The 24,771-nt window shown below is 39.8% G+C and carries 26 protein-coding genes; 7 read left to right on the top strand and 19 right to left on the bottom strand.

From position 1 onward, the window contains the following. Positions 1-465: 465 nt before the first annotated feature. Positions 466-945, top strand: coding sequence for an RNA-binding protein (locus MTN96_RS35585; protein WP_076923080.1), 480 nt, complete (start codon positions 466-468; stop codon positions 943-945). Here MTN96_RS35585 and murI read toward each other — a convergent pair. Beyond that, on the bottom strand, positions 908-1,696 hold the full coding sequence (gene murI / locus MTN96_RS35580; RefSeq protein WP_076923079.1) for a glutamate racemase: 789 nt from the start codon (positions 1,694-1,696) through the stop codon (positions 908-910). The genes MTN96_RS35585 and murI overlap by 38 nt on opposite strands. Positions 1,697-1,762: 66 nt before the next feature. Next, positions 1,763-2,887: a DUF5610 domain-containing protein gene (locus MTN96_RS35575; RefSeq protein WP_076923078.1), complete on the bottom strand. Its 1,125-nt coding sequence runs from the start codon at positions 2,885-2,887 to the stop codon at positions 1,763-1,765. A 164-nt stretch (positions 2,888-3,051) separates the two neighbouring features. On the opposite strand from MTN96_RS35575, the gene trmA reads away from it, so the two are divergent. After that, the gene (gene trmA, locus MTN96_RS35570; RefSeq protein ID WP_076923077.1) at positions 3,052-4,149 is read left to right on the top strand and encodes a tRNA (uridine(54)-C5)-methyltransferase TrmA; all 1,098 of its coding nucleotides are present in this window, start codon (positions 3,052-3,054) and stop codon (positions 4,147-4,149) included. Positions 4,150-4,223: 74 nt separating this feature from the next. Here the strand turns inward: trmA and MTN96_RS35565 are convergent, their stop codons facing one another. The 4 genes from MTN96_RS35565 to ccoG form a co-directional block, all read right to left on the bottom strand. Continuing rightward, positions 4,224-4,862 carry a thiol:disulfide interchange protein DsbA/DsbL gene (locus tag MTN96_RS35565; protein ID WP_076923076.1) on the bottom strand — a complete coding sequence of 213 codons (639 nt, stop codon included), beginning with the start codon at positions 4,860-4,862 and terminating at the stop codon, positions 4,224-4,226. Between the two features lie 19 nt (positions 4,863-4,881). Continuing rightward, complete coding sequence (locus MTN96_RS35560) at positions 4,882-5,505, bottom strand: thiol:disulfide interchange protein DsbA/DsbL (RefSeq protein WP_028834987.1); 624 nt, start codon at positions 5,503-5,505, stop codon at positions 4,882-4,884. Positions 5,506-5,540: 35 nt separating this feature from the next. Continuing rightward, positions 5,541-6,515, bottom strand: a complete 975-nt coding sequence (locus MTN96_RS35555) for a serine/threonine protein kinase (protein ID WP_076923075.1) — start codon at positions 6,513-6,515, stop codon at positions 5,541-5,543. An 81-nt stretch (positions 6,516-6,596) separates the two neighbouring features. Further along, positions 6,597-8,027: a cytochrome c oxidase accessory protein CcoG gene (gene ccoG, locus MTN96_RS35550; protein ID WP_064664084.1), complete on the bottom strand. Its 1,431-nt coding sequence runs from the start codon at positions 8,025-8,027 to the stop codon at positions 6,597-6,599. A 282-nt stretch (positions 8,028-8,309) separates the two neighbouring features. On the opposite strand from ccoG, the gene MTN96_RS35545 reads away from it, so the two are divergent. Together MTN96_RS35545 and MTN96_RS35540 are read left to right on the top strand one after the other, a co-directional pair. Further along, entirely contained in the window at positions 8,310-8,669 is a 360-nt protein-coding gene (locus tag MTN96_RS35545; RefSeq protein ID WP_013464261.1) for a hypothetical protein, read from the top strand. Next, complete coding sequence (locus MTN96_RS35540; protein ID WP_013464260.1) at positions 8,669-8,875, top strand: hypothetical protein; 207 nt, start codon at positions 8,669-8,671, stop codon at positions 8,873-8,875. The genes MTN96_RS35545 and MTN96_RS35540 overlap by 1 nt, the downstream gene beginning before the upstream one ends. A gap of 12 nt (positions 8,876-8,887) precedes the next feature. Here MTN96_RS35540 and MTN96_RS35535 read toward each other — a convergent pair whose 3' ends face one another. The 13 genes from MTN96_RS35535 to gspC form a co-directional block, all read right to left on the bottom strand. Beyond that, positions 8,888-9,475, bottom strand: a complete 588-nt coding sequence (locus tag MTN96_RS35535) for a UPF0149 family protein (protein WP_024601509.1) — start codon at positions 9,473-9,475, stop codon at positions 8,888-8,890. A 22-nt stretch (positions 9,476-9,497) separates the two neighbouring features. After that, positions 9,498-10,256 (bottom strand): type II secretion system protein N, encoded by a 759-nt coding sequence (locus tag MTN96_RS35530; RefSeq protein WP_248534672.1) that lies wholly within the window; start codon positions 10,254-10,256, stop codon positions 9,498-9,500. A gap of 3 nt (positions 10,257-10,259) precedes the next feature. Then, a complete protein-coding gene (gene gspM, locus MTN96_RS35525; RefSeq protein ID WP_248534670.1) occupies positions 10,260-10,733 on the bottom strand; it encodes a type II secretion system protein GspM in 474 nt (157 codons plus the stop codon). Further along, positions 10,730-11,938: a type II secretion system protein GspL gene (gene gspL, locus MTN96_RS35520; protein ID WP_036980437.1), complete on the bottom strand. Its 1,209-nt coding sequence runs from the start codon at positions 11,936-11,938 to the stop codon at positions 10,730-10,732. The genes gspM and gspL overlap by 4 nt, the downstream gene beginning before the upstream one ends. Beyond that, complete coding sequence (gene gspK / locus MTN96_RS35515) at positions 11,935-12,921, bottom strand: type II secretion system minor pseudopilin GspK (protein ID WP_028834991.1); 987 nt, start codon at positions 12,919-12,921, stop codon at positions 11,935-11,937. Before gspK ends, gspL begins: the two co-directional genes overlap by 4 nt. Continuing rightward, a complete protein-coding gene (gene gspJ / locus MTN96_RS35510) occupies positions 12,921-13,586 on the bottom strand; it encodes a type II secretion system minor pseudopilin GspJ (protein WP_036980439.1) in 666 nt (221 codons plus the stop codon). The genes gspK and gspJ overlap by 1 nt, the downstream gene beginning before the upstream one ends. Continuing rightward, complete coding sequence (gene gspI / locus MTN96_RS35505; protein ID WP_016900327.1) at positions 13,587-13,961, bottom strand: type II secretion system minor pseudopilin GspI; 375 nt, start codon at positions 13,959-13,961, stop codon at positions 13,587-13,589. Next, positions 13,961-14,548, bottom strand: coding sequence for a prepilin-type N-terminal cleavage/methylation domain-containing protein (locus tag MTN96_RS35500; RefSeq protein ID WP_013464252.1), 588 nt, complete (start codon positions 14,546-14,548; stop codon positions 13,961-13,963). The genes gspI and MTN96_RS35500 overlap by 1 nt, the downstream gene beginning before the upstream one ends. A 49-nt stretch (positions 14,549-14,597) precedes the next feature. Next, positions 14,598-15,020, bottom strand: a complete 423-nt coding sequence (gene gspG, locus MTN96_RS35495; protein WP_016900325.1) for a type II secretion system major pseudopilin GspG — start codon at positions 15,018-15,020, stop codon at positions 14,598-14,600. A gap of 69 nt (positions 15,021-15,089) precedes the next feature. Continuing rightward, positions 15,090-16,325, bottom strand: a complete 1,236-nt coding sequence (gene gspF, locus MTN96_RS35490; RefSeq protein ID WP_036980442.1) for a type II secretion system inner membrane protein GspF — start codon at positions 16,323-16,325, stop codon at positions 15,090-15,092. A gap of 2 nt (positions 16,326-16,327) precedes the next feature. Further along, a complete protein-coding gene (gspE, locus tag MTN96_RS35485; protein WP_248534674.1) occupies positions 16,328-17,893 on the bottom strand; it encodes a type II secretion system ATPase GspE in 1,566 nt (521 codons plus the stop codon). Beyond that, positions 17,886-19,949 carry a type II secretion system secretin GspD gene (gene gspD, locus MTN96_RS35480; protein WP_138563766.1) on the bottom strand — a complete coding sequence of 688 codons (2,064 nt, stop codon included), beginning with the start codon at positions 19,947-19,949 and terminating at the stop codon, positions 17,886-17,888. Before gspD ends, gspE begins: the two co-directional genes overlap by 8 nt. A gap of 23 nt (positions 19,950-19,972) precedes the next feature. Next, complete coding sequence (gene gspC, locus MTN96_RS35475; RefSeq protein WP_010392999.1) at positions 19,973-20,917, bottom strand: type II secretion system protein GspC; 945 nt, start codon at positions 20,915-20,917, stop codon at positions 19,973-19,975. A 196-nt stretch (positions 20,918-21,113) separates the two neighbouring features. On the opposite strand from gspC, the gene hslR reads away from it, so the two are divergent. From hslR to MTN96_RS35460, 3 genes are all read left to right on the top strand, one after another. Continuing rightward, complete coding sequence (hslR, locus tag MTN96_RS35470; RefSeq protein WP_010392996.1) at positions 21,114-21,536, top strand: ribosome-associated heat shock protein Hsp15; 423 nt, start codon at positions 21,114-21,116, stop codon at positions 21,534-21,536. 12 nt (positions 21,537-21,548) lie between these two features. Beyond that, complete coding sequence (gene hslO, locus MTN96_RS35465; protein ID WP_013464245.1) at positions 21,549-22,394, top strand: Hsp33 family molecular chaperone HslO; 846 nt, start codon at positions 21,549-21,551, stop codon at positions 22,392-22,394. A gap of 262 nt (positions 22,395-22,656) precedes the next feature. After that, positions 22,657-24,195: a phosphoenolpyruvate carboxykinase gene (locus tag MTN96_RS35460; RefSeq protein ID WP_036980452.1), complete on the top strand. Its 1,539-nt coding sequence runs from the start codon at positions 22,657-22,659 to the stop codon at positions 24,193-24,195. Positions 24,196-24,771: the final 576 nt, after the last annotated feature.

Here is a 24,771-nt window from a genome sequence, read left to right as displayed (position 1 = left end):
TAGCTTGGCTGTTAGAACTCAATCTGTACGAGTGCCCACACAGATGATTGCTTTATATTGTTAAAGAACGTTGCGACATTGTCGCTAGGGATGCGTATAATACATCCTTTATTTTTCGAGTCAACACTTAATTTTAAACTTTCTTGAGATGATTTAAACTTAAGTTTTACTTAACTCTCTGAGTAGCTCATGCCTCGCTATGCGTTGCGCTCTGCCGTCTCAGTGGGGTCGCATTATAGGGCGATCCGAAAACAGATCAACCTTTTTTTTAGATCTTTTTATCGTTTGCTCAAGTTTCAAACAAACGAGGCTAAAATAGTAAAGAAACGCCTTACTATCGGTTGTTTTTTACACTCTTATTAACTATTTGCTATAAATTTCATTGCTATGTTCAATTAAGACGTTAAGATAGCAAGCTCACAATGTTAAATTAATGTTTATTTCCTGTTTATTGGTAGATCAAAAATGAAATTACCCGATCAAAAATCTTTTATCTTCGCAGTTATTCTTGCTGTTGTTGGTTTTGTTATCGTTAAGTTTGCGCTTGAAAGCCTAGAATTAGACCCTGCACTTCTATTCGGTGCCGGTTTATTAATTGGTGGACTTGTTATTGCTGCAATGTCATCAGTAAGTACAGAAGAAGCCGAAGTAAAAACAAAAACACTTTATGTTGGCAATCTTCCTTATCGCGCAAATGAAGGTGTAGTTCGTACTTTATTTGAAGAGCAAGGCAAAGTATTTAACGTTCGTTTGTTAAAAGATAAAAATACTGGCAAGCGTCGCGGTTTTGGCTTTGTTGAAATGGCACAAGCAGATGCTGATAATGCGATTGCTAAGCTAAACGATAGTGAGTTCCAACAACGTACTTTGAAAGTACGTGAAGCAAAACAAAAACAAGAAGATGATTCTAACTCTTATCGTTCAGAGTCGGATCAAACAGTGTAACTTGCTTAACCGCTAGTTTATCACTACATACATCAGCCGTTGCATAATAGTGCAGCGGCTTTTTTATGCCTGCTTGCTTATCACTTAATTTGAGTAAAGAACTAACTCGCTTAGCAATGGCCGCACCAGAGTCTAATAACTGTACTTGCGTATTAAAGTAATCACTAATTGGTTTAGCTAAAATAGGAAAGTGAGTACAGCCTAATACCAGCACATCTATATCGTTATTAATATTTAATCGATCTAACTCAGTATGCAACTTATCAAGATCTAAGTGCTGGGTAAAAAAGAGAGTCTCTGCCAAAGTAACCAGTTCAACACTACTATATAAACTTGTGGTTATCGATGAGGCATGTTCTTTTATAAGTGCATCAGTATACGGGCTTGATACCGTTGCGGGAGTTGCCAATAAACCTATATGCTTTGATTGCGTTAATTGCGCTGCGGGTTTAATTGCAGGTACTACCCCAACAATAGGAATATCGGTAATTTGACGTACCGAACTTAACGCTGATGTTGAGGCGGTATTGCAGGCTATAACAATTAAGTCGACATTTAGTGACTCATCTTTAATAAATTGAATCAATCCACACAGGCGATGAATGATGGTTTGTTGCGACTGTGCGCCATATGGCAATAATGCATTATCCATAAAATAGCTGTATTGAGCATGAGGAATGCTTTGCTGAATATGCTCAAGCACGGTGGTTCCACCTATACCTGAATCAAATACCATGATGTGCGCTGACAAACTACCATTCCTACTCTTTACTAAGAACGGCAGTTTGCCATGTGGCTTTTGTAAAAGAAAGTAGTTTTACTCAGTGCCTAGCTTTGCAGTAGCGGCGTTTAATTTACCTAAGTTTTCAAACATGGTGTTAGTGTAATCAACCAGTTTATCTATTTCTTGTTGATCTTGATTTAGCCATTGAATGATACCTGATAGCTGACTTTCTAATCCTAGGGTTTGCGCTTTAGAGTAAGCCGATTTTAGATCATCATTAAAAGGGGCAACAGTTTCGGCAATGGCTTTTTCTGATGTTGGCTTAATTTGTTCATACTCTTTAATGGCAGCAACGGTTTTGCTTTGACGTAAGTCCATTGAGAATGCCACCAGCTGTTCATTCCCTAAACTGAGTTCTTGGGCTTGTTCAAATGCTTTATCTAAATCGCCACTGAAAAAGGTTTTACTGACATCTTGTAACTCTGCCATTAAATCATTTATGGCTTGCTGCTCGTCTTCATTAAGCTCACCGTTTACTGACATCGAGAAAGAGAGCTCACGGGATTCAGAAAATTGCGTACTAAATGATTGTGAATCATCTGTTTTTTGATAGCGACTAGATGATTGCGATTGGTAAGCATCTGCAAAGCTAATACTCACCTCATCACCTTCTGCTGTGGTAAATGTATAATCAGCACTATTGCTTAAACTTACATATTGCGCCTGACTAACAGTTACGCTTGCAGGTTGTGGGTTAAATAAGTTCTGCTCAAATTTATCGAGGCCACTAAAGATACCCTCTTTAGATTTATCAATACCCTCTTCAAGTTCTTGATTAAATACGCCCATGCCTTTTAATTCATCCACAGCCTCATCAACACCCATCAGCACTCCTTTACGTGCCTGATTTAGCATATCTTGTAGTTTGTCGTTATCGGCACCATTGGCTTTGGCTTTTTTTACCGAGCTTGTAACAAAGTCTAAAACATTTTTTACGACTTCATTAAAATCAAACAGTGGTTTGTCTTTTTTGGTTTCAGCGACCGGCAAACCTAATTCTTTTGCCATTTTGTCACCTAATACGGCAGCAGCCAGTTCTTTTCCTCGTTGCTGATAACTGGTTGGTGGCGTGTCTATTTTAGGCTGTGGCATTGCTTGTTTAGTATTGTATTTATTAGCATTACTGTTTGGAACAAAACTAAAGTTACCTATTTTCATGAGAAGACTCCTATTTAGACTTACTCTTATATCGGCCAAGTAAGCCTATACTGTAGTAAAATGCTCAAAAAAAGCTCACTATATTTGATCAAAACTAGACAAATACGCTTCGCTCCCTACAATAGCGCCGATAAACAGATCTCAACGATAAGGTTATACCGTTAATGGCAGTTATAAATATAGATACCACGCAGTACGATGCACAATTAAATGAAAAAGAGCAGCGTATTACAGAGCAATTTCAACGTTTTGGTGTAAAACAGTTAGAAGTATTTAGCTCTGAGCCCATTAACTACCGCCAACGTGCAGAATTTAGAGTATGGCACGATGGTGACGATCTGTTTCATATTATGTTTGATCAACAAACAAAAGATAAAATACGTGTTGATACCTTTGACCCTGCAGCTCCTTTAGTAGGTGAAATTATGCAGGTGATGATTGATAATTTAAAAGACTGCGAAGTACTACGTCGTAAGCTATTTCAAATAGATTATTTATCAACCCTCAGTGGTGAAATTTTAGTGAGCTTGCTTTATCACAAGCCACTTGATGAACACTGGTTAACTGAGATCAATGCCTTAAAGGAAAAGCTAAGCAGCCAATACAAAATTGACTTTATTGGCCGTGCACGTAAGCAAAAAGAAAAATTGGGCGATGACTTTGTTACTGAGCGCTTAATGGTGAATGGCCAAGAGTTAATCTATCAACAGGTAGAAAATAGCTTTACTCAGCCTAATGCGAAGGTCAATATTAAAATGTTAGAGTGGGCACAAGAGTTATGTAAACCACTAAACAATGATTTACTAGAGCTGTATTGTGGTAATGGAAACTTTTCTATTGCACTTGCTGGTTTATTTAATAAAGTGCTGGCGACGGAAATATCAAAATCGTCGGTGCATTCAGCGCAATATAATATTGCTCAAAACCAAGTAACTAACTTAGATATTATTCGCATGTCGAGCGAAGAGTTTACTCAGGCAATGAAAGGCGAGCGTACTTTCTCTCGCTTAAATGGCATTGACTTGAGTAGTTACAACTGCCAAACCATCTTAGTCGACCCGCCTAGAGCAGGCATGGACACGCTTACGTGTGACTTAGTGGCTAATTATGAAAATATTATTTATATCTCATGTAACCCAGACACATTAGAGCGTGACCTTGAACACTTAACGCAAACCCACGAGGTTAAGCGCTTTGCAATATTTGATCAGTTCCCTTATACACACCACATTGAATCTGGTGTGTTTTTACAACGTAAATAAAAAAAGCATTAAACAGCGCACGTTGTAAGAATAAAAAAAGCTCCTTAAGGAGCTTTTTTATTTAACCAAACTACTTATTTATTTGCTAAGTAATTAATGAGTGCGCTTACATCTTCTGGCGATGAAATGCCTGACTCACCACCTAAGTTAAGCTTGTATTTACCATTAACGATAAACGTAGGAACGCCACGAAGTGCCCCTTTGCCTTTAAAGTAATCTTGGTCACGTTTCATTTTAGAGCTAAGTGTACGTACCGAGAAGCTTTCAAATAATTTATCAAACTTGTCGCCATCTACGCCTTGAGCTAAAAATACATCTTTTACATCTGCCAACTCATTAAATCGTGCGCGCTTTGCATGGATATGATCAAACATCGCTGAAATAATTTTATCTTTTTGAGGTAGTACTTCAGCTGTAGCTAATGCTTGACTGATCATGGTTTGATGTTCTGGGTCACGTACACCCACAAAATCTACATGGCTTTTCTTAAACTTTACGTTTTTATCTAGCTTAGGTTTGATCTCGGCCAGCAGTGGTTCCATGTTATTACATGCAGGACAGTAAAAAGAGAAAAACTCTTTTACTTCTGGTTTTCTGGTTGCACGATCAGAGACGACATCGAAATGCACGCCCTCTTCGTAAGTGGCAGCAAAACTGGTTGCAGCTAAAGGGAGTAATACAGCAAGTAACCCTGCTTTAACTAATTTGATCATTATTGTGGTGCTCCAAAAATTATAGTTTTAGTAAAAAGCTAATTAACTCATCAAGTTCTTGTTGGCTCTTGATTGTATTAATATTGATTTTGTATTTGTCATTTACGATAAATGTAGGCACGCCAGTTAATGCACCAAGTTCAGAATATTTATTCTGCTTATCTTGCATGGCACGTTCAGCTGCTATGATAGGCAAACTAGCGATGTCGTTATCAAATGTCGCGTTATCAATTGCATTAAGCTCTAATAACTTTTTAACGTCTTTAATTTCAGTTAATGGCGCACGTTGTATATGAATGCTTTTAAAAATTTGCGCTGTTACCGCTTCAGCTTGACCGTGTTTCTTTGCGATTAAGTAAGCAAAGCTTAAATTACTTTGCGCTTGTGGTGAAACGCCTCCCAAAAAGTTGACATGATTTTTTACAAACTCAGCCCCTTCAGGTAAGTTTTCTGCAATCCCTTTGGCTACCGGCTCAAATTTAAAACAATGTGGGCAATAGAAAGAGAAAAACTCGGTTACATTCGGGGTTTTACTTTTTTCAACATCAATTACAGTGTATTGATTACCCGCTTCAAAGTTAGCAGCTAATGCTGCAAAAGGTAAACATAGGATCAGTAAACTTAGTTTTAATTTTTTAAGCATGAATATCTCGTTATACTTCTTTTTAAATAAAAATATTATGGCAATAATTTTAACGGGGCTTCTTGCAAAGCTGCAAACTGCTCTTTAAGCGCTAAAATTTGTTGCTCCCAGTATTTGTCATCTGCAAACCATGAAAAGTTCCGTACAAAAGCAGGATCACTCCAACGTTTTGCAACCCACCCCATGTAATGAATCATACGCATAGCGCGAAGCGGTTCGATCAGCTTAAGTTGTGAGTGATCAAAATCGCAAAACTCTTCATATGCATTCACTAAAGTGTCTAACTGTAACAGCTGTGTTTGTCGATCGCCACTGAGCATCATCCATAAATCTTGAATTGCAGGACCTTGACGGCTATCGTCTAAGTCAACAAACATTAATGCATCTCCTGCCCATAGGATATTACCAGCATGGCAGTCACCATGTAAGCGAATGCCTTCTACATTTTTATATTGCTGTTGAGTTTGAGCAATGACTAAATCTAAAATAGTGTAAAAAGAAGTCTCTAATCCCATAGGGACTAACTTACTTTTTTTTAAATGAACTTTAGCTGTATCTAAATATTCATCACAGGTAACGGTCGGTCTTTGGGTAAAGGGTTTCGTTTTGGCTACTTGATGCATACGACCGATTAAACGCCCGAGCACATCGAGTTGATCTAAATTGTCCACCTCAAATAAACGCCCGCCTACACTTGGGAACAAAGTAAACAAATACCCTTGATGTTCAAACAAGCTTTGCCCATTGTGTTTTATTGGCGCCACCACCGGTACTTCAGCGGCGGCTAGTTCAAAAGCAAAGTCATGCTCTTCTTGAATTTGCGCTTTGCTCCAGCGCTCAGGGCGATAAAACTTAACGACGTAACGCTTTGCACCCTCGGCCACAAATTGATACACCCGATTCTCGTAGCTATTTAGCGCTAACAACCCTGACTCAGCATAAATATCCACGCTTTCTATGGCATCCAAAATAAGATCTGGGGTTAAGTCAATAAAGCTAAATTTACTCATATATTTCTTATATAAAAAGAAAAGCGGGAATATCCCGCTTTTTTGTTAATAACAGTGCTCGTTTGCCTTTAATAAAGCGACTTATCGAGCCTTAAAAAAGTTGCTTGGCTGCGATACTTTATTATCGGGCTCGTTTATTGGCGACAACACAAAGTTAAACTCGGTCATTGGCGCTTTTAAATCATAAGGATCCATTACCAGTGATAGCGGTACATTATGCGATTCACCAGCGTTTACTGTAAAGGTAGTATCACCTAAGTATTTATAATTATCTAACCCTGTTACATCAATAGAGAATGTTTGCTCGTATTGTGCTTTGTTAATTACTTTTAAGGTGTAGGTGTTTTCAACTAAACCATTAAAATCGACACGATACAACTGATTGCGGTCGCGAATAATATCAAAGTCCATGGTTTTACGCATGGCGATATTAGCAACCAGCGCACCGGTAAGTAAGATTAAAATAACACTGTAACCAATCAGCTTTGGACGCAGCGGATGGGTTTTATTCTCCGGTGTTTCTAAATTACGCTCGGTGGTGTAAGAGATAAGGCCTCGAGGGTAATTCATTTTATCCATTACGCCGTCACAGGCATCAATACAAGCGCCACAGTTTATGCACTCATATTGCAAACCATTACGAATATCAATCCCGGTTGGGCAAACCTGCACACACAAGTTACAGTCAATACAGTCACCTAAACCTAACTCTTTAGGGTCTTGTTTACGAGAACGTGGCCCTCGGTTTTCACCACGAGTTTCATCATAGCTTACAGTAAAGGTGTCTTTATCAAACATTGCTGACTGAAAACGTGAATACGGGCATATATGTAAACACATAATTTCTCGCATCCACCCAGCGTTACCATAAGTACAAATAGTAAATACAATGATACTAACTAAGGCATAACCGCCTACATTAAAGGTAACAAATTCAGGCAGTAGTTCGCGAATAGGCGTGAAGTAACCAACAAACGTTAACGCAGTATATAAAGAAAATAATACCCAACTAGTGTGCTTAGCCGTTTTACGCCAGAACTTGTCAAAATCCATCGGCCGTTGATCTAACTTTTTACGTTGGTTAGCGCTGCCCTCAAACTTTTCTTCAAACCAAATAAAAATGAAGGTCCATACTGTTTGCGGACATGTATAGCCACACCATACTCGACCATAAAAAGTGGTAACCAGAAATAAGGCAAACGCTGCTAGCATAAATATAAATGCAAGAATGGTGAAATCTTGTGGCCATAGGGTTAAGCCAAAAATATTAAATTTTTGCTCCATTAGCTCAAATAAAACAGCTTGTTGACCGTTAAAGTTGATCCATGGCAATAACATAAACGCCAGCATGCCTAAAAAGCCAATACGTTGTCTTAGTAATTGATGGAGTCCTGAAACAGCACGCACATAAATACGGTTGCGTGGGTTAAATCTATCTTCTTGACGGCTCAGATCGGTTTTTTGGATCTTAACCTCTGTTGGTATGTTTTTTACTTTAATTTGCTTATCCATTGAAGTTCCTCAACGCCGCTAGGAAATAAAAATTCAGCAATCTTTTTGTACTTTTCGCCTAAGTGTAGCAACTTACATGCTAAACATAATACGCTTTAGGTCGCACTTGTATACTTTCAGATATTTCAGAAGTATCTAATTACTCCCCTTATTATACGCATATTGGCTAAAATTACTGACTAGATTGCTAATAATTTATTCAACTTGTGACTTGCTTTTAAGGTGTATTTTATTACACTTGCCGGCTACTAACGTGTTGTTTGGATCAAGGTTTGTGTATTTATGAAGAAATTTTTTATACTAGTGGTTGTGATCCTAGCATTTTTTACCATTGATCACCCCTTGGTAAAAGAGCCTCGTGAGCGCTTACTCGGTGATGGTATAGGCTTGTTAAGCAGCACAACTAAAGTCGATCGTTTTCCTGTCGCAACCATGACAAGAAACAAAATCAATAAACAGTTAGCACTTTCAAGATCCGAAGAAGACTATATTGATAAAACCTTTACCAATGATGAATCAGTAAAGTTGTTTGAACTACGCTATTGTCGTCAAGGCGATCTAAACCTCTACTTTTATTCAGAACGTTTAACAACGGTATGTCGCATTATCAAAGAGTCATTAGCGCAAGCGAGAGTGAAATAATGGATTTTTCTGGATTAAATAAAAAAGCAAGTAACTCATTTCACAAGCACCGCACTATGCTTAAGCAGTTGGCACAAGGTAAAACACTTAAATGTGAGCATTGCCAAGGTGTATTAACGTTAAATTTAGCCACCAGCGAACCTGGTAAGGGAGTAATACAGTGCAAACAAGGTTGCACTGATATCGAATTAGAGATTGGCGCTTAAGGCTTTACCTACTTATTCATCCCACCCTTCATCGGTATACAAACCACTATTAAGCGCGACAATTTCTATAAGTTCAGCAAAACCTAACGCAAAGTCGCCCATTAATTCATACTGCTGCGCACACAAATGTAATTCATCGATATTATTTTGCTGTGCAATCTGTGCAATCGTTGGTTTATCTAATGCAAAAAAGCTAAGAGTCGCCTGTGCACTTTCAAGCGCTTGCTTGTATTGAATATCTAGTTGCTCACTCTGAAGTAACTTATGAGTATACGTTTGGCTTGCAGTTAAAAAACCTGCAGACCACTGCTGACAAAACTCAAGGTCAAACTCAGCGGGTAACTTATAACCAAGTTCAAATACTTGTTCACTTACTTGATGATGTAATGCCATAAACAAAAACAACATGTCTTCATCAAGGTCATTCGCGGTATTAGGGAGAATTTGCTCTAACCATTGATGTACTTCTAATGGCTCAGGTGAACAAATAGTGCCAAATAAATAACCTTGGCTTTGAATAAGGCTCATAGCGCCAGGCTGGGTAGTTAAAAACTCGCTGAGCAGCTTGGCGTGCTGCTCAGTAAACTGAGGTATTTGCATTAAAACTCTTTTTTGTAAAATATTAAAATTTAAGTGGATACCGACCTTGGTTATCTGGTCTACCTAAAAACTTCACCGCGTCATGGACTTCTTTCGGTAAAGTGAGATCAGGTTTAACATATCCCGCTACTTTAAAATCAAAATTGGCTTTTAGTGTAGCATCAGCCTCTAACCCTAATCTATTATTTGGCTCGATAAGTATGGCTACATCGCCCGACTTACAACTTAGCTTACCGCTTAAATCGCCTATATTAAACCAGCCAGCTAGTCCTTGCACATCAATATCAGGGCTGGCTATTTCACCTTGTAATGATTGGCAATAAGGAGCGCCTGAAAGATACTCATCGAGCTCTAAAATAACGCGTCCTTTAGCAGTAACCGGTAACGGTAAATCAATGCGCTGCATAGTGCGCTCAACCGTTGAACGCACTACAGTATCAGTTATTCTAAGTTCATCATTTGTAAGAGAATAACTAATATCTGCATACCCAGAAATGTCATCACGTTCGCGAGGATTACCAAAACGTAAGTTAGTATTCACTTGAGCTTTAAAGATTGACCAGCCTGACATATCCCAACGTACATTATTCAACTGTTCACCTTGAAAGCGAAGCTGCATTATTTGACCTTGCCATAGCGTACCAAAAGTTTGCCCTACCTCTAACTGCGCAGGTAAGTAAGGTTTAGCAAAATTTAAAGCCACTGCAGCGGGCAATTTTATAACGCTAAAAACAAGAAAGCTAATTACAAAAACGATGGATAAAATTATTATTTTTTTCATTAACTACTTCTCTAATACTAAACGGCTAACGCGTACATAACCAGATTTATCATCTTGGCTTAAATCTAAATTTTCTACGCTTAAACCATGCTGATTAACCAGCTCGTCAATCCATTGGATTAATTGATTAAACTCCACTGAGTCGAGTGTTAAACGAAGTGAGTTATCATTTGGCTGCATTTTACTAATATTAATGCTGTAACGACCGCGCGTATTATTCACTATTTGGCTGAGGTTTTGATTGCTCACCGCTTGCGCTTTTCCTGCTGCTTTAAGTTTAACGATACTGTCGTCTACCCATGCTAGCAATTCTTGTTGTTTTATTTGTGATTGTTCCGCATTTTCTATTGCCGTATTTAAGGGTCTAAATATACCCATTACCAAAACAAAAATAATAAATACACCACCCGCAACCATTATTAACTGCTGCTCTTGTTCTTTTAATGAACCCCAATATTTCATGAACTGTTGTTTCATTGTGCACCTCGCAGTCTAATTTCGCCGACGATATAATCACCATCATTATTTAACGACCCCTGCTCAACAGTCACACCTTGCTGCTCAAGAATGGCTTTAACCTTACCAAAGGTTTGAAAGTCTTTTGCACGAGCACGAATACGTAATTCATTACGGCGCTTATCAAAACGTAAGGTTTGCGGTGTAAATTCGCTCACTTGTGAAAATACACTCACCAGCTTGCTGGTTAAATCTAAAAAGCCAGCATCGCTCGTACCTTGTACTTTATCCAGTGCTCCCTGTATTTGATTTTTAATTAAGTGAGGGCGCACCCGCGTGCCTGGAAAGGCTTTTTGAAATCGCTCTACTACTTGTGATTTAGCTACCTCAAGCTGCGAATTAAGCTGATGTAATTCAACCGCTTTAATAGCCACACTCGATAGCAAAGCAATAACACTAATTATGGTGGCACTTTTCCAGTAACCCCACCATAAAGCCGTTTTCTTTTTAATCGTGTAAGGCCCTTGACGCAAATTAAATTTAAGCTGATCTAACTGCTTAGCAAATAATGCTAACGGCAGCTCATAGTCACTGGTTTGCGGATGCAAGGTAAGCGTTTCGGGAAATTGCTCTGCAGGGCTGTAATGTTTTATATCAGGGTTACCTAAAGCCGTTAGATACTCCTTTAACCAGCTGCTTTCAACCGCACCGATATGCCAGTCACCTTTTTTAAATAGCCATTGCTTGTTGAGCTCAATTGCCGCTACACAAGGCTCTTCTGCACTGGGCAATAACAAGCCATCCGGCACTATTTTATGAGCACTGAGCTGGTGTTGCTCAAACACCTCTAACCAGTGCTCAAACCAATCGCGATTCATTAGCGCAACCCTAATTGCATGCTGCTCCTCAACCATCGTTGGCTCCCCAAGCGCAATATAGATGTCGTCTATATCACAGGCAATATCCTCTTCGAGCATATAAGGCAGTGCTTGCTCTAGTTTACGGTTCCATTTAGTTGGCAGTATCACCGTTTTTAATTGCACTTGGTCGCATGGTAAAAGTACCACGAGCTCTCGGGTTGATGCTTTTTCAGTTAACTCACTTAACTGGCTGGCATTTTGTAACTCGCCACTGGCTATTATTTCTTGTTCTTGTGGTGAGTATATTAACCAGTTAAGTAAGTCTTGTTCGGTTTGACCCGTGCGGATCAACAGTATCTCTGTCACTGTACGCCTCCAAATTTTCGCGCCAGTATCGTTACCTCGCCATTGCTGGCATACAGTAATGTGGTCATCGAAAAACGCAAATCAACAAATTTTGCCTGCGTTTGTAATTTAAAATATTCACTTTTCACACTAAAAAGTTTTTCTACTGCTTTGATGTTTTTACCACCTTGTTGTAATACAGATTCAAAAAACTCTTCAATATTATCAAAACCATTTTCAGGACGCGCTGCAATTACCGCTTGAGCGCCTGAAACACTAAGTTCATCTATTAAGCCACTGAGTAATAATGCTTGCTCTTCAGTGATTGTATTAACATTGATTGAAAGTAATGTGCTACCTGGGATCACACAGACAAAAGGCAGCACTTTTTCCATAACCAAAGGATTAAACCCTTTAATTAAACGCAGTTCAGACACCGATGCAAATAAGCTATTAGCCGTCATATATGGAAACTGACGCGATAAATACTCGCCTTCTTCAGCTCCTGAGCGATAGGTTATACTGTTCTCATCAAGCCAATCAAACACACTGTCGGCCATCCCTTCTTCTGATTCATCACTGGGTAAATCATCTATATTTTCTAAAATAGCAAACAACGCTTTATGTGCAGGGTTCGTTTTATTACCGCTATTTGGGTCTGGCTCAACCCCAAGCGCGTTTAAATTTAAACACGCTTGTAAATCAGTCAACTGGCCGCTTAACGTGCCGTTCTCAACAGGGTACTTTACATCACCTTGCTTTGCCCACGGCTGCGCTAAGGTGGTTTTTTCTGGATCGTCTTTTTTACTTTGAATTAAGCCTTTAATAGCTAATTCTTCAGCACCATAGGCATACCATTTCGCTTGTTGCTGACTTTGTAAGTTAGTACTTCTTTGTACTTGCACCATTAAATTAGCACTCATTTCAACGGCTAAAATAGCTGCAAGCGCTACAATAAATAATACAATAACCAAAGCCGCGCCGCGCGAAGATTGTTGGTTCATCAAGGCGTACCTCGGCCATTAGGTTGCGACGGGTTAGTCCCCTCTGTTACTGGTTTAGGTAGCTCTTTACCGAGTCCTGGCACTAAAAACACACGCCTAATTGGTTCTGCGTTCATTTGCTTTAACGTTACAGCTACCGCTTTAGGTAACGCCTTAATTTGCCAGTTTTCTTGCCACTCTGCGTTACCATCTAAAAACTCAAATTTAAGCTCTTCTACGTCAGCTAAAACAACTTGGCTACGAGGCTCCATATTATCGAGTTGATCAACATAAATGCGATATACGCGTTCTAACTTGTCATCAATGACGCGATAACCAACAGCTTGTAACTCTGAGCGAGGAAGTAAGTTAATGGGATTCATCCAACCATCACGTACAAAGGCAATACCATCAAGCTGGCTTTCTATAATGTAGCGTCCAGCAAGTAAGTATCCCTCTTGAAAATCTCCAGCTTCATTACGTACTTGGCGTTTAGTCATTTGGCTAAAGTCTTGATCCATCAATCTAAATGCAGTTTGTAAGCTATTTAGTTCAGCAATTTTTTCATCTGATGCTTGTTTAGCTCGCGTTGTGGTATCAAGTATTTGGTGGGTGGCCATAATCACAAACGCCAACACACCCAGTGCCACCATCACTTCTAATAATGTAAAACCGCGCTGCTTCACTTAAGGCTTACCTTTATTTAAGTAAGTGCTTAACTCATAAATTGAATTTTCATACTTATCATCCGTAAACACATTAATAGTGACTTTTACAAAGCTCTTGTCGGCAGTGGGCACAACATCTTGGCGCCAAAACCATTCAATACCCGCCATCATCTCACTGCCGCGGGTACCATTTTTACCTTGCCATTTTTCGCCTTTCGTTCGTTGTTCTACCAATACATTCTCAGCGACCCATGAGCCATACGTTTGTTCTTCAATACTTGATAAGTGATGAATATGCTCACCGGTTGCTTGCATTGCCGCAATACCAGCCATGGCACAAATACTCAGTGCAACTAAGACTTCTAATAATGTAAACCCGTGGTATTTTTTCATTATTGGGGCTCTCGACGAAAATCGACTGGGGCTGCAAATTTACCTTCAATAAAGTACACCGGCTCTGGCTGATCTTTTAATTCAAGCATGAGCTGAAACGCACTTACATCGGCAGAGGATAAAATAAGTACTTGCGGTACTTTTAACTTTTTAAGCTCTAATAAACTATCTTCATTGTTACCACTCATTAGCTCACGCCAATTTGACTGCTCTAGTAAGTTATCTTGTGCCCAAGGTAGGTCTTCAAGATTAAGTGTTAATTTAAATTGGGGTTCGATCTCAATTGGCTTAAATAAAGCTTCACGATCAAAGCTAATCCATTTTTCGCCATCAAAAACTAAAAATTCAAGCGTATTTTGCTCAACTAAAAGGCCTAATTCTATTTGATTAAGCACCGCAAATTCCGATGCGGCATTAATGGTGGTATGCAGCCTATTTGCTTGCTTGTCTAACGCTTCTTCAGCGCCGCCATCTAAGCTGTATACCACCATTTTGGTGGCAAAGGCGATGATCACCAATACCACTAAAATTTCTATTAAACTAAAACCATAATGCTTTGCACTCAGGTGCTTAGGGCTTACCTGCATGGCAAGCCCCAATGTATTATGTTTAAGTGCATGGTAAAGTTATTGGTCATTACTGCTTATCTTCATCCCAATTACCAATGTCATCTTCGGTGGCTGGTTCGCCATCTGGACCCATCGAAAAGATATCAAATTTACCTATTTCTCCAGGGCTGATTAATTGGTAATTATTACCCCATGGATCTTCTGGTAACTTGCTAATAAAGCCACCATCAGGAAAACGCTTAGGAATGGGCTCAATACTGGTTTTAGTAACTAATGCCTCTAAACCTTGCTCTGTACTTGGGTAGCTTTTATTTTTAAGCTTGTACAAACTCATAGCATCTTCTAACTGCTGAATATCTAAATGCGCTTTATCAATAGCCGCTTCTTCTTGCTGGCCCATAATATTAGGTGCCACAATCGACATGATCATACCGATGATAACCAGTACCACCATGACTTCTAATAAAGAAAAACCTGATTGTTTATTCACGTTATTACCTCGTTATTCTAAAAACACTAAGCAAAAATGATTTGTTTAAATCATTAATATAAAAAATACTTAAAGACCTACGGCCTTGTTCATTGCCATAATTGGCTGCAAAATTGCCATTACTATGAACAGCACAATCACTGCCATAGACGCAATCATTGCCGGTTCCAATAATTTTAATGACACATTAACCATACTTTCAAACTCGCGATCTTGATTGTTAGCAGCGCGCTCTAACATTTGCTCAAGTTCACCGGACTTTTCACCACTGGCTATCATATGTAGCATCATTGGTGGAAACAACTTAGTTTGCTGTAGTGAAGCACGAAGACTCGCCCCTTCACTAACTCTTTCTGCGGCATCAGCCACTGCTTGCTTTATTTTTTCGTTAACCAACACCCCGCCTGAAATACGCATTCCTTCAAGTAGCGGCACTGAGCTTGACGATAAAATACTTAATGTACGGGCAAAGCGCGCCGTGTTAATCCCTCTGGCAACCTTACCTATGCCTGGCATATGTAATACTTTTGCATCCCACCAAAACCGTACTTTAGGCTTTTTAAGTGCATATTTAATTCCAATAGCAATCGCTGTGATCGCTAATAAACTAACAAACCAATAGTTTTGTACAAAATGACTACCCGCCATGACCCATTCGGTTGTCCAAGGTAATACTTGTTTGGTTTTTTCAAACGTTTTTAGTATTTTAGGCACCACAGTACCTAATAATACTGAAACAATACCAATTGCGAACACGACCAAAATAATGGGATACACCATCGCTTGCGTAATTTGGCTACGCATGTGTTGGCGTTGCTCAGTGTAATCAGCCAATCTGTTAAGTACTTGATCTAAGTGACCTGACTTTTCACCTGCGGCCACCATTGCACGGTATAAATCGTCAAATACGTGCGGAAATTCACTCATCCCATCAGCAAGCGTATACCCTTCCACCACTTTAGAGCGCACAGACATTAACATACGTTTTAGCCGTGGTTTTTCACACTGCTCAGCAACCGCCATCACGGCACCCTCAACGGGTAAGGCTGACTGAATTAGGGTTGCAAGTTGACGTGTAATCAAAGCAAGATCTGACGTTGATATTGTCGGCTTAAATAAAGAGCCTAATAATGGCGCTTTTTGACCTCGAACTTGTTTATCATCTTGAGCAGCTGGCAGCACCTCGAGGGGGGTTAGCTTTTGATCGCGTAAAAGTTGGCGAACTTGCTTTGCTGTATCCGCTTCTAAAATTCCTTTTTTTTCTTTTCCCCGGCCATCTAATGCACGGTATTCAAACGCCGCCATTGTTAGCCTTCCTCACGGGTTACGCGTAATACTTCTTCAAGCGTTGTTTTACCCGCAAGTACGCGGCTGCAGCCATCTTGACGAATACTTGGGCTGCGTTTACGAATATATTTCTCTACGCTTTGCTCACCTTTACCGCTGTGGATCATTTCACGAATGGTTTCGTCGACAACTAATAATTCGTGAATACCTGTACGACCACGATAACCGTTAAAGTTACACTTTTCACACCCTACCGCGCGGTAAATCGTCGGAGCATTGTCAAACGGTACGCCGAGTAATTCACATTCACGCTCATCTGCAATATGCCCTTCTTTACAGCTATTGCATAAGGTACGTACTAAGCGCTGTGACAATACGCCGAGTAATGATGACGACAATAAGAATGGCTCAACACCCATATCTTCCATACGGGTAATTGCACCTGAGGCGGTATTAGTATGCAATGTAGACATAACTAAGTGACCAGTCAGCGATGCTTGTACACCAATTTGAGCGGTTTCTAAGTCACGTATTTCACCAACCATAACCACATCAGGATCTTGACGTAAAATAGCGCGTAGGCCACGGGCAAAAGTCATATCAACCTTGGTATTAACCTGTGTTTGGCCAATACCTGGAATTTCATACTCAATGGGATCTTCAACCGTTAAAATATTGCGATCACGCGAGTTAATTTGGCTCATACCCGCATATAAAGTAGTACTTTTACCAGAGCCTGTAGGGCCTGTAACTAAGATTATACCGTGAGGCTTGCTAATTAAGTCGGCAAACAGCTCTCGGTTTCGAGCTGTCATACCTAAGTCTTCTAGGTTTAAACGTGCATTGTTTTTATCAAGCAAACGCAGTACCACTCGCTCACCAAAGCTCGATGGCATAGTCGACACACGCACATCTACAGCGCGCCCAGCGATACGTAAACTAATACGGCCATCTTGCGGTATGCGTTTTTCTGCAATATCGAGTTTGGCCATTACTTTAATACGCGATACCAACAAAGAGGCTAGTTTACGATTAGGCTTTAGAACTTCTTTAAGTACCCCATCCACCCGAAAACGAATAACCAGCTCTTGCTCAAACGTTTCAATGTGGATATCAGAGGCGCCTTCTTTAATTGCCTCACTGAGCATGGCATTAATCAGCTTTATAATAGGTGCATCGTCGTCACCGGCAAGCAAGTCTTCTGTTTGAGGGAGCTCATCAGCTAGTGAGAATAAATCAACCTCATTACCAATATCTTCCATCATTTGCTGAGTTTCTGAGCTATCACGTTGATACGATGCTTCTAGTAATAGCTCAAACTTATCATCTTCTAGTTGCTCAAGTGTAAAGCCATGTCCTGCAATACGACGCACTTCTAATAATACATCAACATCAAGCTCGCCACGGTAGTAAACAACTCGGTTATCCTTATGTTTACTAAGTAACGCACCCACTCGTCTGGCATATGAAAACGGCAAACGTTTTGCAGGCAGTTCAATTAAGTCATCTTGAGCAAGCTGTTCATCATTACTGTGAGTAATTGGATGAACAACATCTTGATTAATATCTTCTATCGCATTAGTCATCATTACGCTCTTGTGCATTTTGTTTGCGTAAATGCTCTTCATACGTTGGTGGTAACAACAATTCGTCATTCCACTCAGGTAAAATAGGTGTGTCTGACATTGGCATTAAATTAATACCATCTTCACGTTTTTTAAATTGTTCACCGCGAATAAAGTTATATTTATTAAAGCTAAGTTTATTCATACTAACGCCATCGCGAATAATGGTCGGTCTTATAAATACAATAAGATTACGCTTACGCTTTGTTGTATTAGTTGACTTAAATAAGTGCCCTAAAATAGGGATGTCGCCTAGTAATGGCACTTTTGACACGCTTTCTTGTACATCTTCATCTATCAAGCCGCCTAATACCACCATGCCGCCATCATCTGCCATTACGGTTGTTTTAATTGCGCGCTTATTGACTGAAATATCAACTGCCGTTGCACCACTTACACTAGAAACTTCTTGCTCAATGGTTAATTGCACTGCAGAACCATCGTTAATTTGTGGTGTCACTTTAAGTTTTATACCCACTTCTTGACGCTCAACCGTTTGAAATGGATTTTCATTGTTACTACCGGTTTGTGAACCGGTAATAATAGGCACTTCTTGACCAACTAAAATAGACGCCTCTTCGTTATCCATAGTGGTAATAGATGGAGTCGCTAGAATATTAGAATTAGTATCGGTTGAAACCGCTTGAACAATTGCGCCCCAGTCATTTTTAATTACCCCCATAGCTAACCCATTAATACCACCAAGTAATGACGCAAGCGGGCCGTAGTCGCCTTCTTTTGTCTCTTCGTAAGGTGTTGCATTTCCTGATTCGCTACCAGTGACCACTTTTGTCACCGTTTTATCACGGGCTTGCTCAGCCGCTACGGCTAAAGAGCCAACAGGTACTGTTGTACCGTTGTTAAATTGCAGCATGCCGCCTTCTTCTGAAATCCATTGCAGGCCAAAGTTAACGCCATCGCCTTCCATTACTTCAATAATAATGGCTTCCACTAGTACTTGTGCGCGGCGAATATCTAAGCGCGCAATAACAGATTCTAGTGAACGCATCGTATCTGGCTGAGCGGTAATAACTAATGAATTAGAATCTGGATGAGCTTCAATGCTAGTGTCGTTCTTATTGCTACTGCGAGTTTTGGTTGCCCCACCTTTTGAATCCTCTGCCAGCGATTTGCTCACACCTTGGAGTACTTTTACTAAATCTTCGGCCTTTGCGTAATTGAGGTAAAACACTTTGGTATTACCTTGGCTTTCCAGTTCACCATCTAAACGTTTAATGAGCTCAATGGCACGTGTGCGTGCTTGGCCTTCACCACTGACAATCACACTATTAGTACGACCATCAGCTACGACTTTAGGAATTAAAAACTCAGGTACGCTACCCTTGCCACTATCTTTATAAATATTCTCTACTACAGAGACAACATCATCAGCTGTTGCGAACTTGAGCTTAACGATATCGACTCGCTTATCACCCGCTTGATCAACAGAGCGAATAATTTCTACTAAGCGGTTAACCGAGGCTGCATGACCAGTTAGCATCATGACGTTGGCCGCATTAAAGTTAGCAACGTGACCACCGTCTTTTTGGTCGCTAAATTGGCGAACTAAAGGACCTAATTCTTGTACGCTTACATTTTTAACTCGCACAACCCGTGTAATCATCATATCGCCAAGCGCTTGGCTATCAGCAGTAATTAACGGTACATTGGATTTTTTAGCATCTGAGCTTTTTTCTATTTTGATTATGTTGTTATCCATTTCAACGGCTGAATAACCGTAAACTTCTAAAACATTTAAAAAGAACTGATAGTAAAGCGCCTCATCCATTAATTCATAACTACGTACATTTACTTTGCCACGCACGTTAGGATCAATAATGATGGTTTTATTAAGGTTTTTGCCAACAATATTAATAAACTCATTAATATCTGTGCCCTTAAAGTTAGCAGCATATTCAACAGCAGCAACCGACATAGAAAGACTTGCCGCTAAAAAAAGTGCTGCATACTTAGCTAACCCTTTTTTAATTTTTTTGAGGTGTAGCACCTGAACCATTATGTTAAAACTCCAAAGCTAAGTTATTGCAGACTAAATAGTACATCTATTTGCTCACCATCACGCTCTATTGTGATAGTTGCATCTGTACTGTTTCGCAGCTCATTCATTGCTGCCATTGCCTGTTTTAAATCTGTTAATTGATAACCGTTAATTGCCACGGCTAAATCGTTATTTTGTAATCCCATTTGTTTAAATAGTTCGGGCTCTTTACCTGGACTCAAACGATAACCTATAAGTTCACCATCATTCATCGCTTGAGAAACACGTATATAATCAAATAGCTTGCCAGGTTCTTCTAAAAGCTCTTCGCGAGTTTCTATTAATGCTTCTTTCACCTCAAGGTTGGCAGTGGCATCAATTTGTTCATCGCTTTGTGCTGAAGGCGCTAAAGGCCCCATTTCAGACTCATCTCGCGCAGCGAGTACCGGCATAGACACTGTTTTGGTAAAGTCGAGTCCATCAAGCATTAAGGTTTCAAAGCGACCACTTACATCTAGAATCACACGATCTGGGAGTATTTGCGATACTTTTGCACGTGTACCTTGCACCACATCCTCTACTAAATAACTCGTCTGGCGACCTTGCGACTCAATAATAGCCATTCCCGCCTTATCATCATTACTAACAGCAACGATACCGGTTAAATTAATACTAAGACGCGTTTCAGGGGCATTATTAATGACTTTAGTTTGCGAAGCAGTATTGGTGTTTTTTGTTACATTTACTTTACCAAATAAAAATTGCTCAATGATCGAATCTACAGACTGGTTATTGCCACCCACAGCTTGGTTAGAATAGCTGATAGGGGCAAGAGGAGATGTTACTGGCTGCGGCCATAATAGCCACATCAGTTTTGATAATAAAAATGCAATATAAACAACAACTAAAACCATAACCATTGCGCTTAATTTCGCATGCGGTAAACGGTTTAATAACTGCTTAAATTGTTGAACGTGCTGTTCCATAGGTAGTGTTCTTATTTTAATTTATAACGAAATCACTCAGCCATAGTACCTTTTCATTTTTCATTCAACAAGCACGCTAATATTAAACTTTGTAAACAGATTAATTTATTTATCGTATCAGCTATCAAGCAATAGCTACATGCGGTAACGGTTTCGTGATAATTTACCTAGGCAGTAAATTTACTAGGGATGTTTTATGACAAAGAAAACTAAACTCAATGACAGCTCAGAAAACGCTGACGCACTTAAAGTGAGGTTGGACAAATGGTTATGGGCGGCTCGATTTTATAAAACGCGTGCAATAGCTCGAGAAATGGTACAAGGCGGCAAAGTACATTATAATGGGCAACGCAGTAAGGCTAGTAAAATTGTAGAAATTGGCGCAGTTATAAAGCTAGCTCAAGGCGTTGATGAAAAAACCATCACAGTATTAAATATACTTGAAAAGCGCCAAAGCGCCCCCATTGCACAGACCATGTATCAAGAATCTGATGCTAGTATTGCTAAGCGTGAAGAAAATAGTATTGCACGCAAAAATAACAGTTTCTTTGCTCCTCATCCGGATAAAAAACCAGATAAAAAGCAAAGACGCGAACTTTTAAAAATGAAATCAAGTTAGGTATAGCCGCTCATGCAACAAGATTTACTTCATCGCTATTTATTCGACAATCTCGATGTTCGTGGCGAACTCGTACAAATAGACAACGCTTACAATGAAATGATTGCTAAACACAATTACCCAGAGCCCGTTAAAGCATTACTAGGTGAGCTGCTTGTTGCAACCTGTTTATTAACAGCAACATTAAAGTTTGAAGGCGAAATTGCCGTTCAACTACAAGGTGATGGGCCGGTAAAATATGCCGTTATTAACGGTGACGACCAACAAAACATGCGTGGCATAGCACGACTTCAAAGTGAAGTGACAGGGTCAACAGTTAGAGAGCTTATAGGCCAAGGTTACATGGTTATCACTATTACTCCAACGCAAGGGGAGCGTTACCAAGGTATAGTGCCTTTAGAGCATGATACCTTAAGTGAATGTATAGAAAGCTACTTTGAGCAATCTGAGCAATTAAAAACGCGCCTTTGGTTTGCAACCGACACCACAGAGGGAAGCGCCAAAGCATGTGGGCTATTTTTACAAGTGCTACCTGTTGATAAACAAAAGTCGATTGAAGATTTTGCTCACTTAGAAGCACTCAGCAATACCATTAAAGATGAAGAGCTATTAGAGCTCGATGCCAATACTATTTTAACGCGTCTTTATCATGAAGATAATCCACGTGTATTTGATCCTCAACCAATTCAATTTAAATGTGGCTGTAACCGCGAAAAAACGATGACGGCTTTAGTTAATGTTGGTCAACAAGCGCTTTTGGACGATGTTGAAAAAAATGGTGAGATTAAAATTAGCTGCCATTACTGTTTAAAAGATTATGTGTTTAACGAGCAAGATATAAAAAGTATATTTAACTAATCTACTTTTATAAAACACAGCACAAAATAGCCATAATTTTTTATGGCTTTTTTGTGCCTAAAAAATGACACCGGTATCACAAGCTGAGTATTTTTCATGACACCGGTATCATTGAAATTATTCATGTTTTTTCTTAATTTATATGTTTTTACGGCGTTTATAAGCTCGAATATCCTTAATCCATCTGTTACTATATTTGCAGCTTAAAGGTTACTAAGACCCAGAGCTATCCCGTTCAATCTCACACAATTTAGGTATAAACATGACTTCAAGCGCTACCCGTTTTGTCGATCTAACTGCAGCTGAACTTGTCGAGCACGCTATCAGCCGTGGCGAAGGGACTTTAGCCGCAAATGGTGCTTTTGTAGCTAACACTGGTCGTCGTACCGGTCGTTCTCCAAAAGATCGTTTTATTGTTCAAGAATCAAGTACTGAAAATGAAATCCAATGGGGTAATGTAAATCGCCCATTCGATGCAGATAAGTTTGACGCGTTATGGGCACGTGTAGAAGCACATGTGCAAAGCAATGACCACTTTATCTCTCACCTTGAAGTTGGCGCTGATCCAGAGCACTATCTTCCAGTGGTTGTAACAACAGAAACTGCTTGGCACCATATCTTCGCTAAAAACATGTTCATCCAACCACAATCATACAACAAAGCAGACTTCCCTCAGTGGCAAGTAATGAATGTACCTTCGTTTGTATGTGATCCAGAACGCGATGGTACCAATAGCGATGGCACAGTTATTATTAACTTTGCACAACGTAAGGTGTTACTTGCTGGCATGCGCTACGCGGGTGAAATGAAAAAATCGATGTTCTCTGTGCAAAACTTCCTACTACCAGCGAAAGGTGTATTACCAATGCACTGTTCTGCTAATGTAGGCGAAGCAGGCGATACTGCGTTATTCTTTGGTTTATCTGGTACAGGTAAAACAACATTATCAGCAGATCCAACTCGCTTCTTAATCGGTGATGACGAGCACGGCTGGGCACCAGGTAGTGTATTTAATATCGAAGGTGGTTGTTACGCTAAATGTATCGACCTTTCTCAAAAGAACGAACCAGTTATCTGGGACGCTATTCGATTCGGTACAATTTTAGAGAATGTGGTACTTGATGAAAACCGTGTTCCTGATTTCAACGATACCAGCCTAACTCAAAATAGCCGTGCAGCTTACCCACTAGAGCACGTTGAAAAACGTAAAGTTGAAAACCGCGCAGGTGAGCCTAAGGCTGTTGTTTTCCTAACATGTGATGTGAGTGGTGTACTACCGCCGGTATCTGTACTAACCGAAGAAGCTGCAGCATTTCACTTCCTAAGTGGCTACACAGCAAAAGTAGGCTCTACAGAAATTGGTTCTACTAGCGATATTGAATCAACATTCTCAACCTGTTTTGGTGCTCCTTTCTTCCCACGTCCTGCAGGTGTATACGCAGAGCTTCTAATGAAGCGTGTACGTGAATTCGGCGCTAAAGTTTACCTAGTTAACACTGGATGGACAGGTGGCCCTTACGGTATTGGTAAGCGTTTTGATATTCCAACAACACGAGCTGTTGTGGATGCAATCGTATCTGGAAAATTAGCCGATGTAGAAACCCAACACATTGACGTGCTAAACCTAGACGTACCAGTTGCAGTACCGGGCGTAGATAGCAAGCTTCTTAACCCAATCAATACCTGGGAAGACAAAGCTAAATACGCAGAGTATGCGGCTAAGCTAGCATCTGATTTCACAGAAAATTTTGCTAAATACGACGTATCTGACGAAATTAAAAACGCAGGCCCTAAAGTTTAATAATCACCTTTAGCCTGATAATTAAAACGCCAACCTTGAGTTGGCGTTTTTGATCCGACCTATTTTACTTCAGCAATGTAGTTACTTTAATAATTGCTTATAAGACACCTATTAGCTAAAAACATTTTCCCTATGTTTTTGCGAATTTCTTAATAAAGGCTCACCAAGAGCCTATTAAGCTGTAAATAGCAGTTAGTAGTTTGTATATCTCAAATTAAACGCTATTAAACTATGTCACATTAGTACAGTTACGGGTTGTCATCAGCAATGAAACAATACTGTAGGGTAAATCTGTCCAACACCTCACTCTTTAGCCTGTTAGAGCACACCAAACAACACTAGCTATTACTGGTAAACTCCTACGAACACAAGAAGGCTCAAGTCATTCGAGTCTTGCTTGCTTTTGGAGTGAATGTGCTACTTCTTGTGACAGCATAGCAGAATATCGTTGCAAAACAGCGGGGAGAGTCATTATGAAGGCATGGAGATGATAATTTAAGGACTAGTTTAAAGTGCAAGGTGAATAACTGAGATCAGTAAAGAGTAGCAGGGCTGATAATAATACTTCAAAACTTA

The organism is Pseudoalteromonas sp. 2CM28B (genome assembly GCF_023161935.1).
The sequence above is the reverse complement of the archived record's forward strand: the minus strand, read 5'-3'. Positions and strand labels throughout refer to the sequence as shown.

Excerpts from the sequence above, each read along its gene's own strand:
- MTN96_RS35575 (WP_076923078.1), bottom strand. The coding sequence starts at position 2,887 with ATGAAAATAGGTAACTTTAGTTTTGTTCCAAACAGTAATGCTAATAAA.
- hslO (WP_013464245.1), top strand. The coding sequence starts at position 21,549 with ATGCAACAAGATTTACTTCATCGCTATTTATTCGACAATCTCGATGTT.
- ccoG (WP_064664084.1), bottom strand. The coding sequence starts at position 8,027 with ATGGATAAGCAAATTAAAGTAAAAAACATACCAACAGAGGTTAAGATC.
- gspE (WP_248534674.1), bottom strand. The coding sequence starts at position 17,893 with ATGACTAATGCGATAGAAGATATTAATCAAGATGTTGTTCATCCAATT.
- gspM (WP_248534670.1), bottom strand. The coding sequence starts at position 10,733 with ATGAAACAACAGTTCATGAAATATTGGGGTTCATTAAAAGAACAAGAG.
- gspD (WP_138563766.1), bottom strand. The coding sequence starts at position 19,949 with ATGGTTCAGGTGCTACACCTCAAAAAAATTAAAAAAGGGTTAGCTAAG.
- trmA (WP_076923077.1), top strand. The coding sequence starts at position 3,052 with ATGGCAGTTATAAATATAGATACCACGCAGTACGATGCACAATTAAAT.
- MTN96_RS35545 (WP_013464261.1), top strand. The coding sequence starts at position 8,310 with ATGAAGAAATTTTTTATACTAGTGGTTGTGATCCTAGCATTTTTTACC.
- MTN96_RS35535 (WP_024601509.1), bottom strand. The coding sequence starts at position 9,475 with ATGCAAATACCTCAGTTTACTGAGCAGCACGCCAAGCTGCTCAGCGAG.
- MTN96_RS35500 (WP_013464252.1), bottom strand. The coding sequence starts at position 14,548 with ATGCAGGTAAGCCCTAAGCACCTGAGTGCAAAGCATTATGGTTTTAGT.
- gspF (WP_036980442.1), bottom strand. The coding sequence starts at position 16,325 with ATGGCGGCGTTTGAATACCGTGCATTAGATGGCCGGGGAAAAGAAAAA.
- MTN96_RS35585 (WP_076923080.1), top strand. The coding sequence starts at position 466 with ATGAAATTACCCGATCAAAAATCTTTTATCTTCGCAGTTATTCTTGCT.
- MTN96_RS35540 (WP_013464260.1), top strand. The coding sequence starts at position 8,669 with ATGGATTTTTCTGGATTAAATAAAAAAGCAAGTAACTCATTTCACAAG.
- gspK (WP_028834991.1), bottom strand. The coding sequence starts at position 12,921 with ATGAACCAACAATCTTCGCGCGGCGCGGCTTTGGTTATTGTATTATTT.
- MTN96_RS35565 (WP_076923076.1), bottom strand. The coding sequence starts at position 4,862 with ATGATCAAATTAGTTAAAGCAGGGTTACTTGCTGTATTACTCCCTTTA.
- MTN96_RS35560 (WP_028834987.1), bottom strand. The coding sequence starts at position 5,505 with ATGCTTAAAAAATTAAAACTAAGTTTACTGATCCTATGTTTACCTTTT.
- MTN96_RS35530 (WP_248534672.1), bottom strand. The coding sequence starts at position 10,256 with ATGAAAAAAATAATAATTTTATCCATCGTTTTTGTAATTAGCTTTCTT.
- hslR (WP_010392996.1), top strand. The coding sequence starts at position 21,114 with ATGACAAAGAAAACTAAACTCAATGACAGCTCAGAAAACGCTGACGCA.
- MTN96_RS35555 (WP_076923075.1), bottom strand. The coding sequence starts at position 6,515 with ATGAGTAAATTTAGCTTTATTGACTTAACCCCAGATCTTATTTTGGAT.
- gspC (WP_010392999.1), bottom strand. The coding sequence starts at position 20,917 with ATGGAACAGCACGTTCAACAATTTAAGCAGTTATTAAACCGTTTACCG.
- gspI (WP_016900327.1), bottom strand. The coding sequence starts at position 13,961 with ATGAAAAAATACCACGGGTTTACATTATTAGAAGTCTTAGTTGCACTG.
- MTN96_RS35460 (WP_036980452.1), top strand. The coding sequence starts at position 22,657 with ATGACTTCAAGCGCTACCCGTTTTGTCGATCTAACTGCAGCTGAACTT.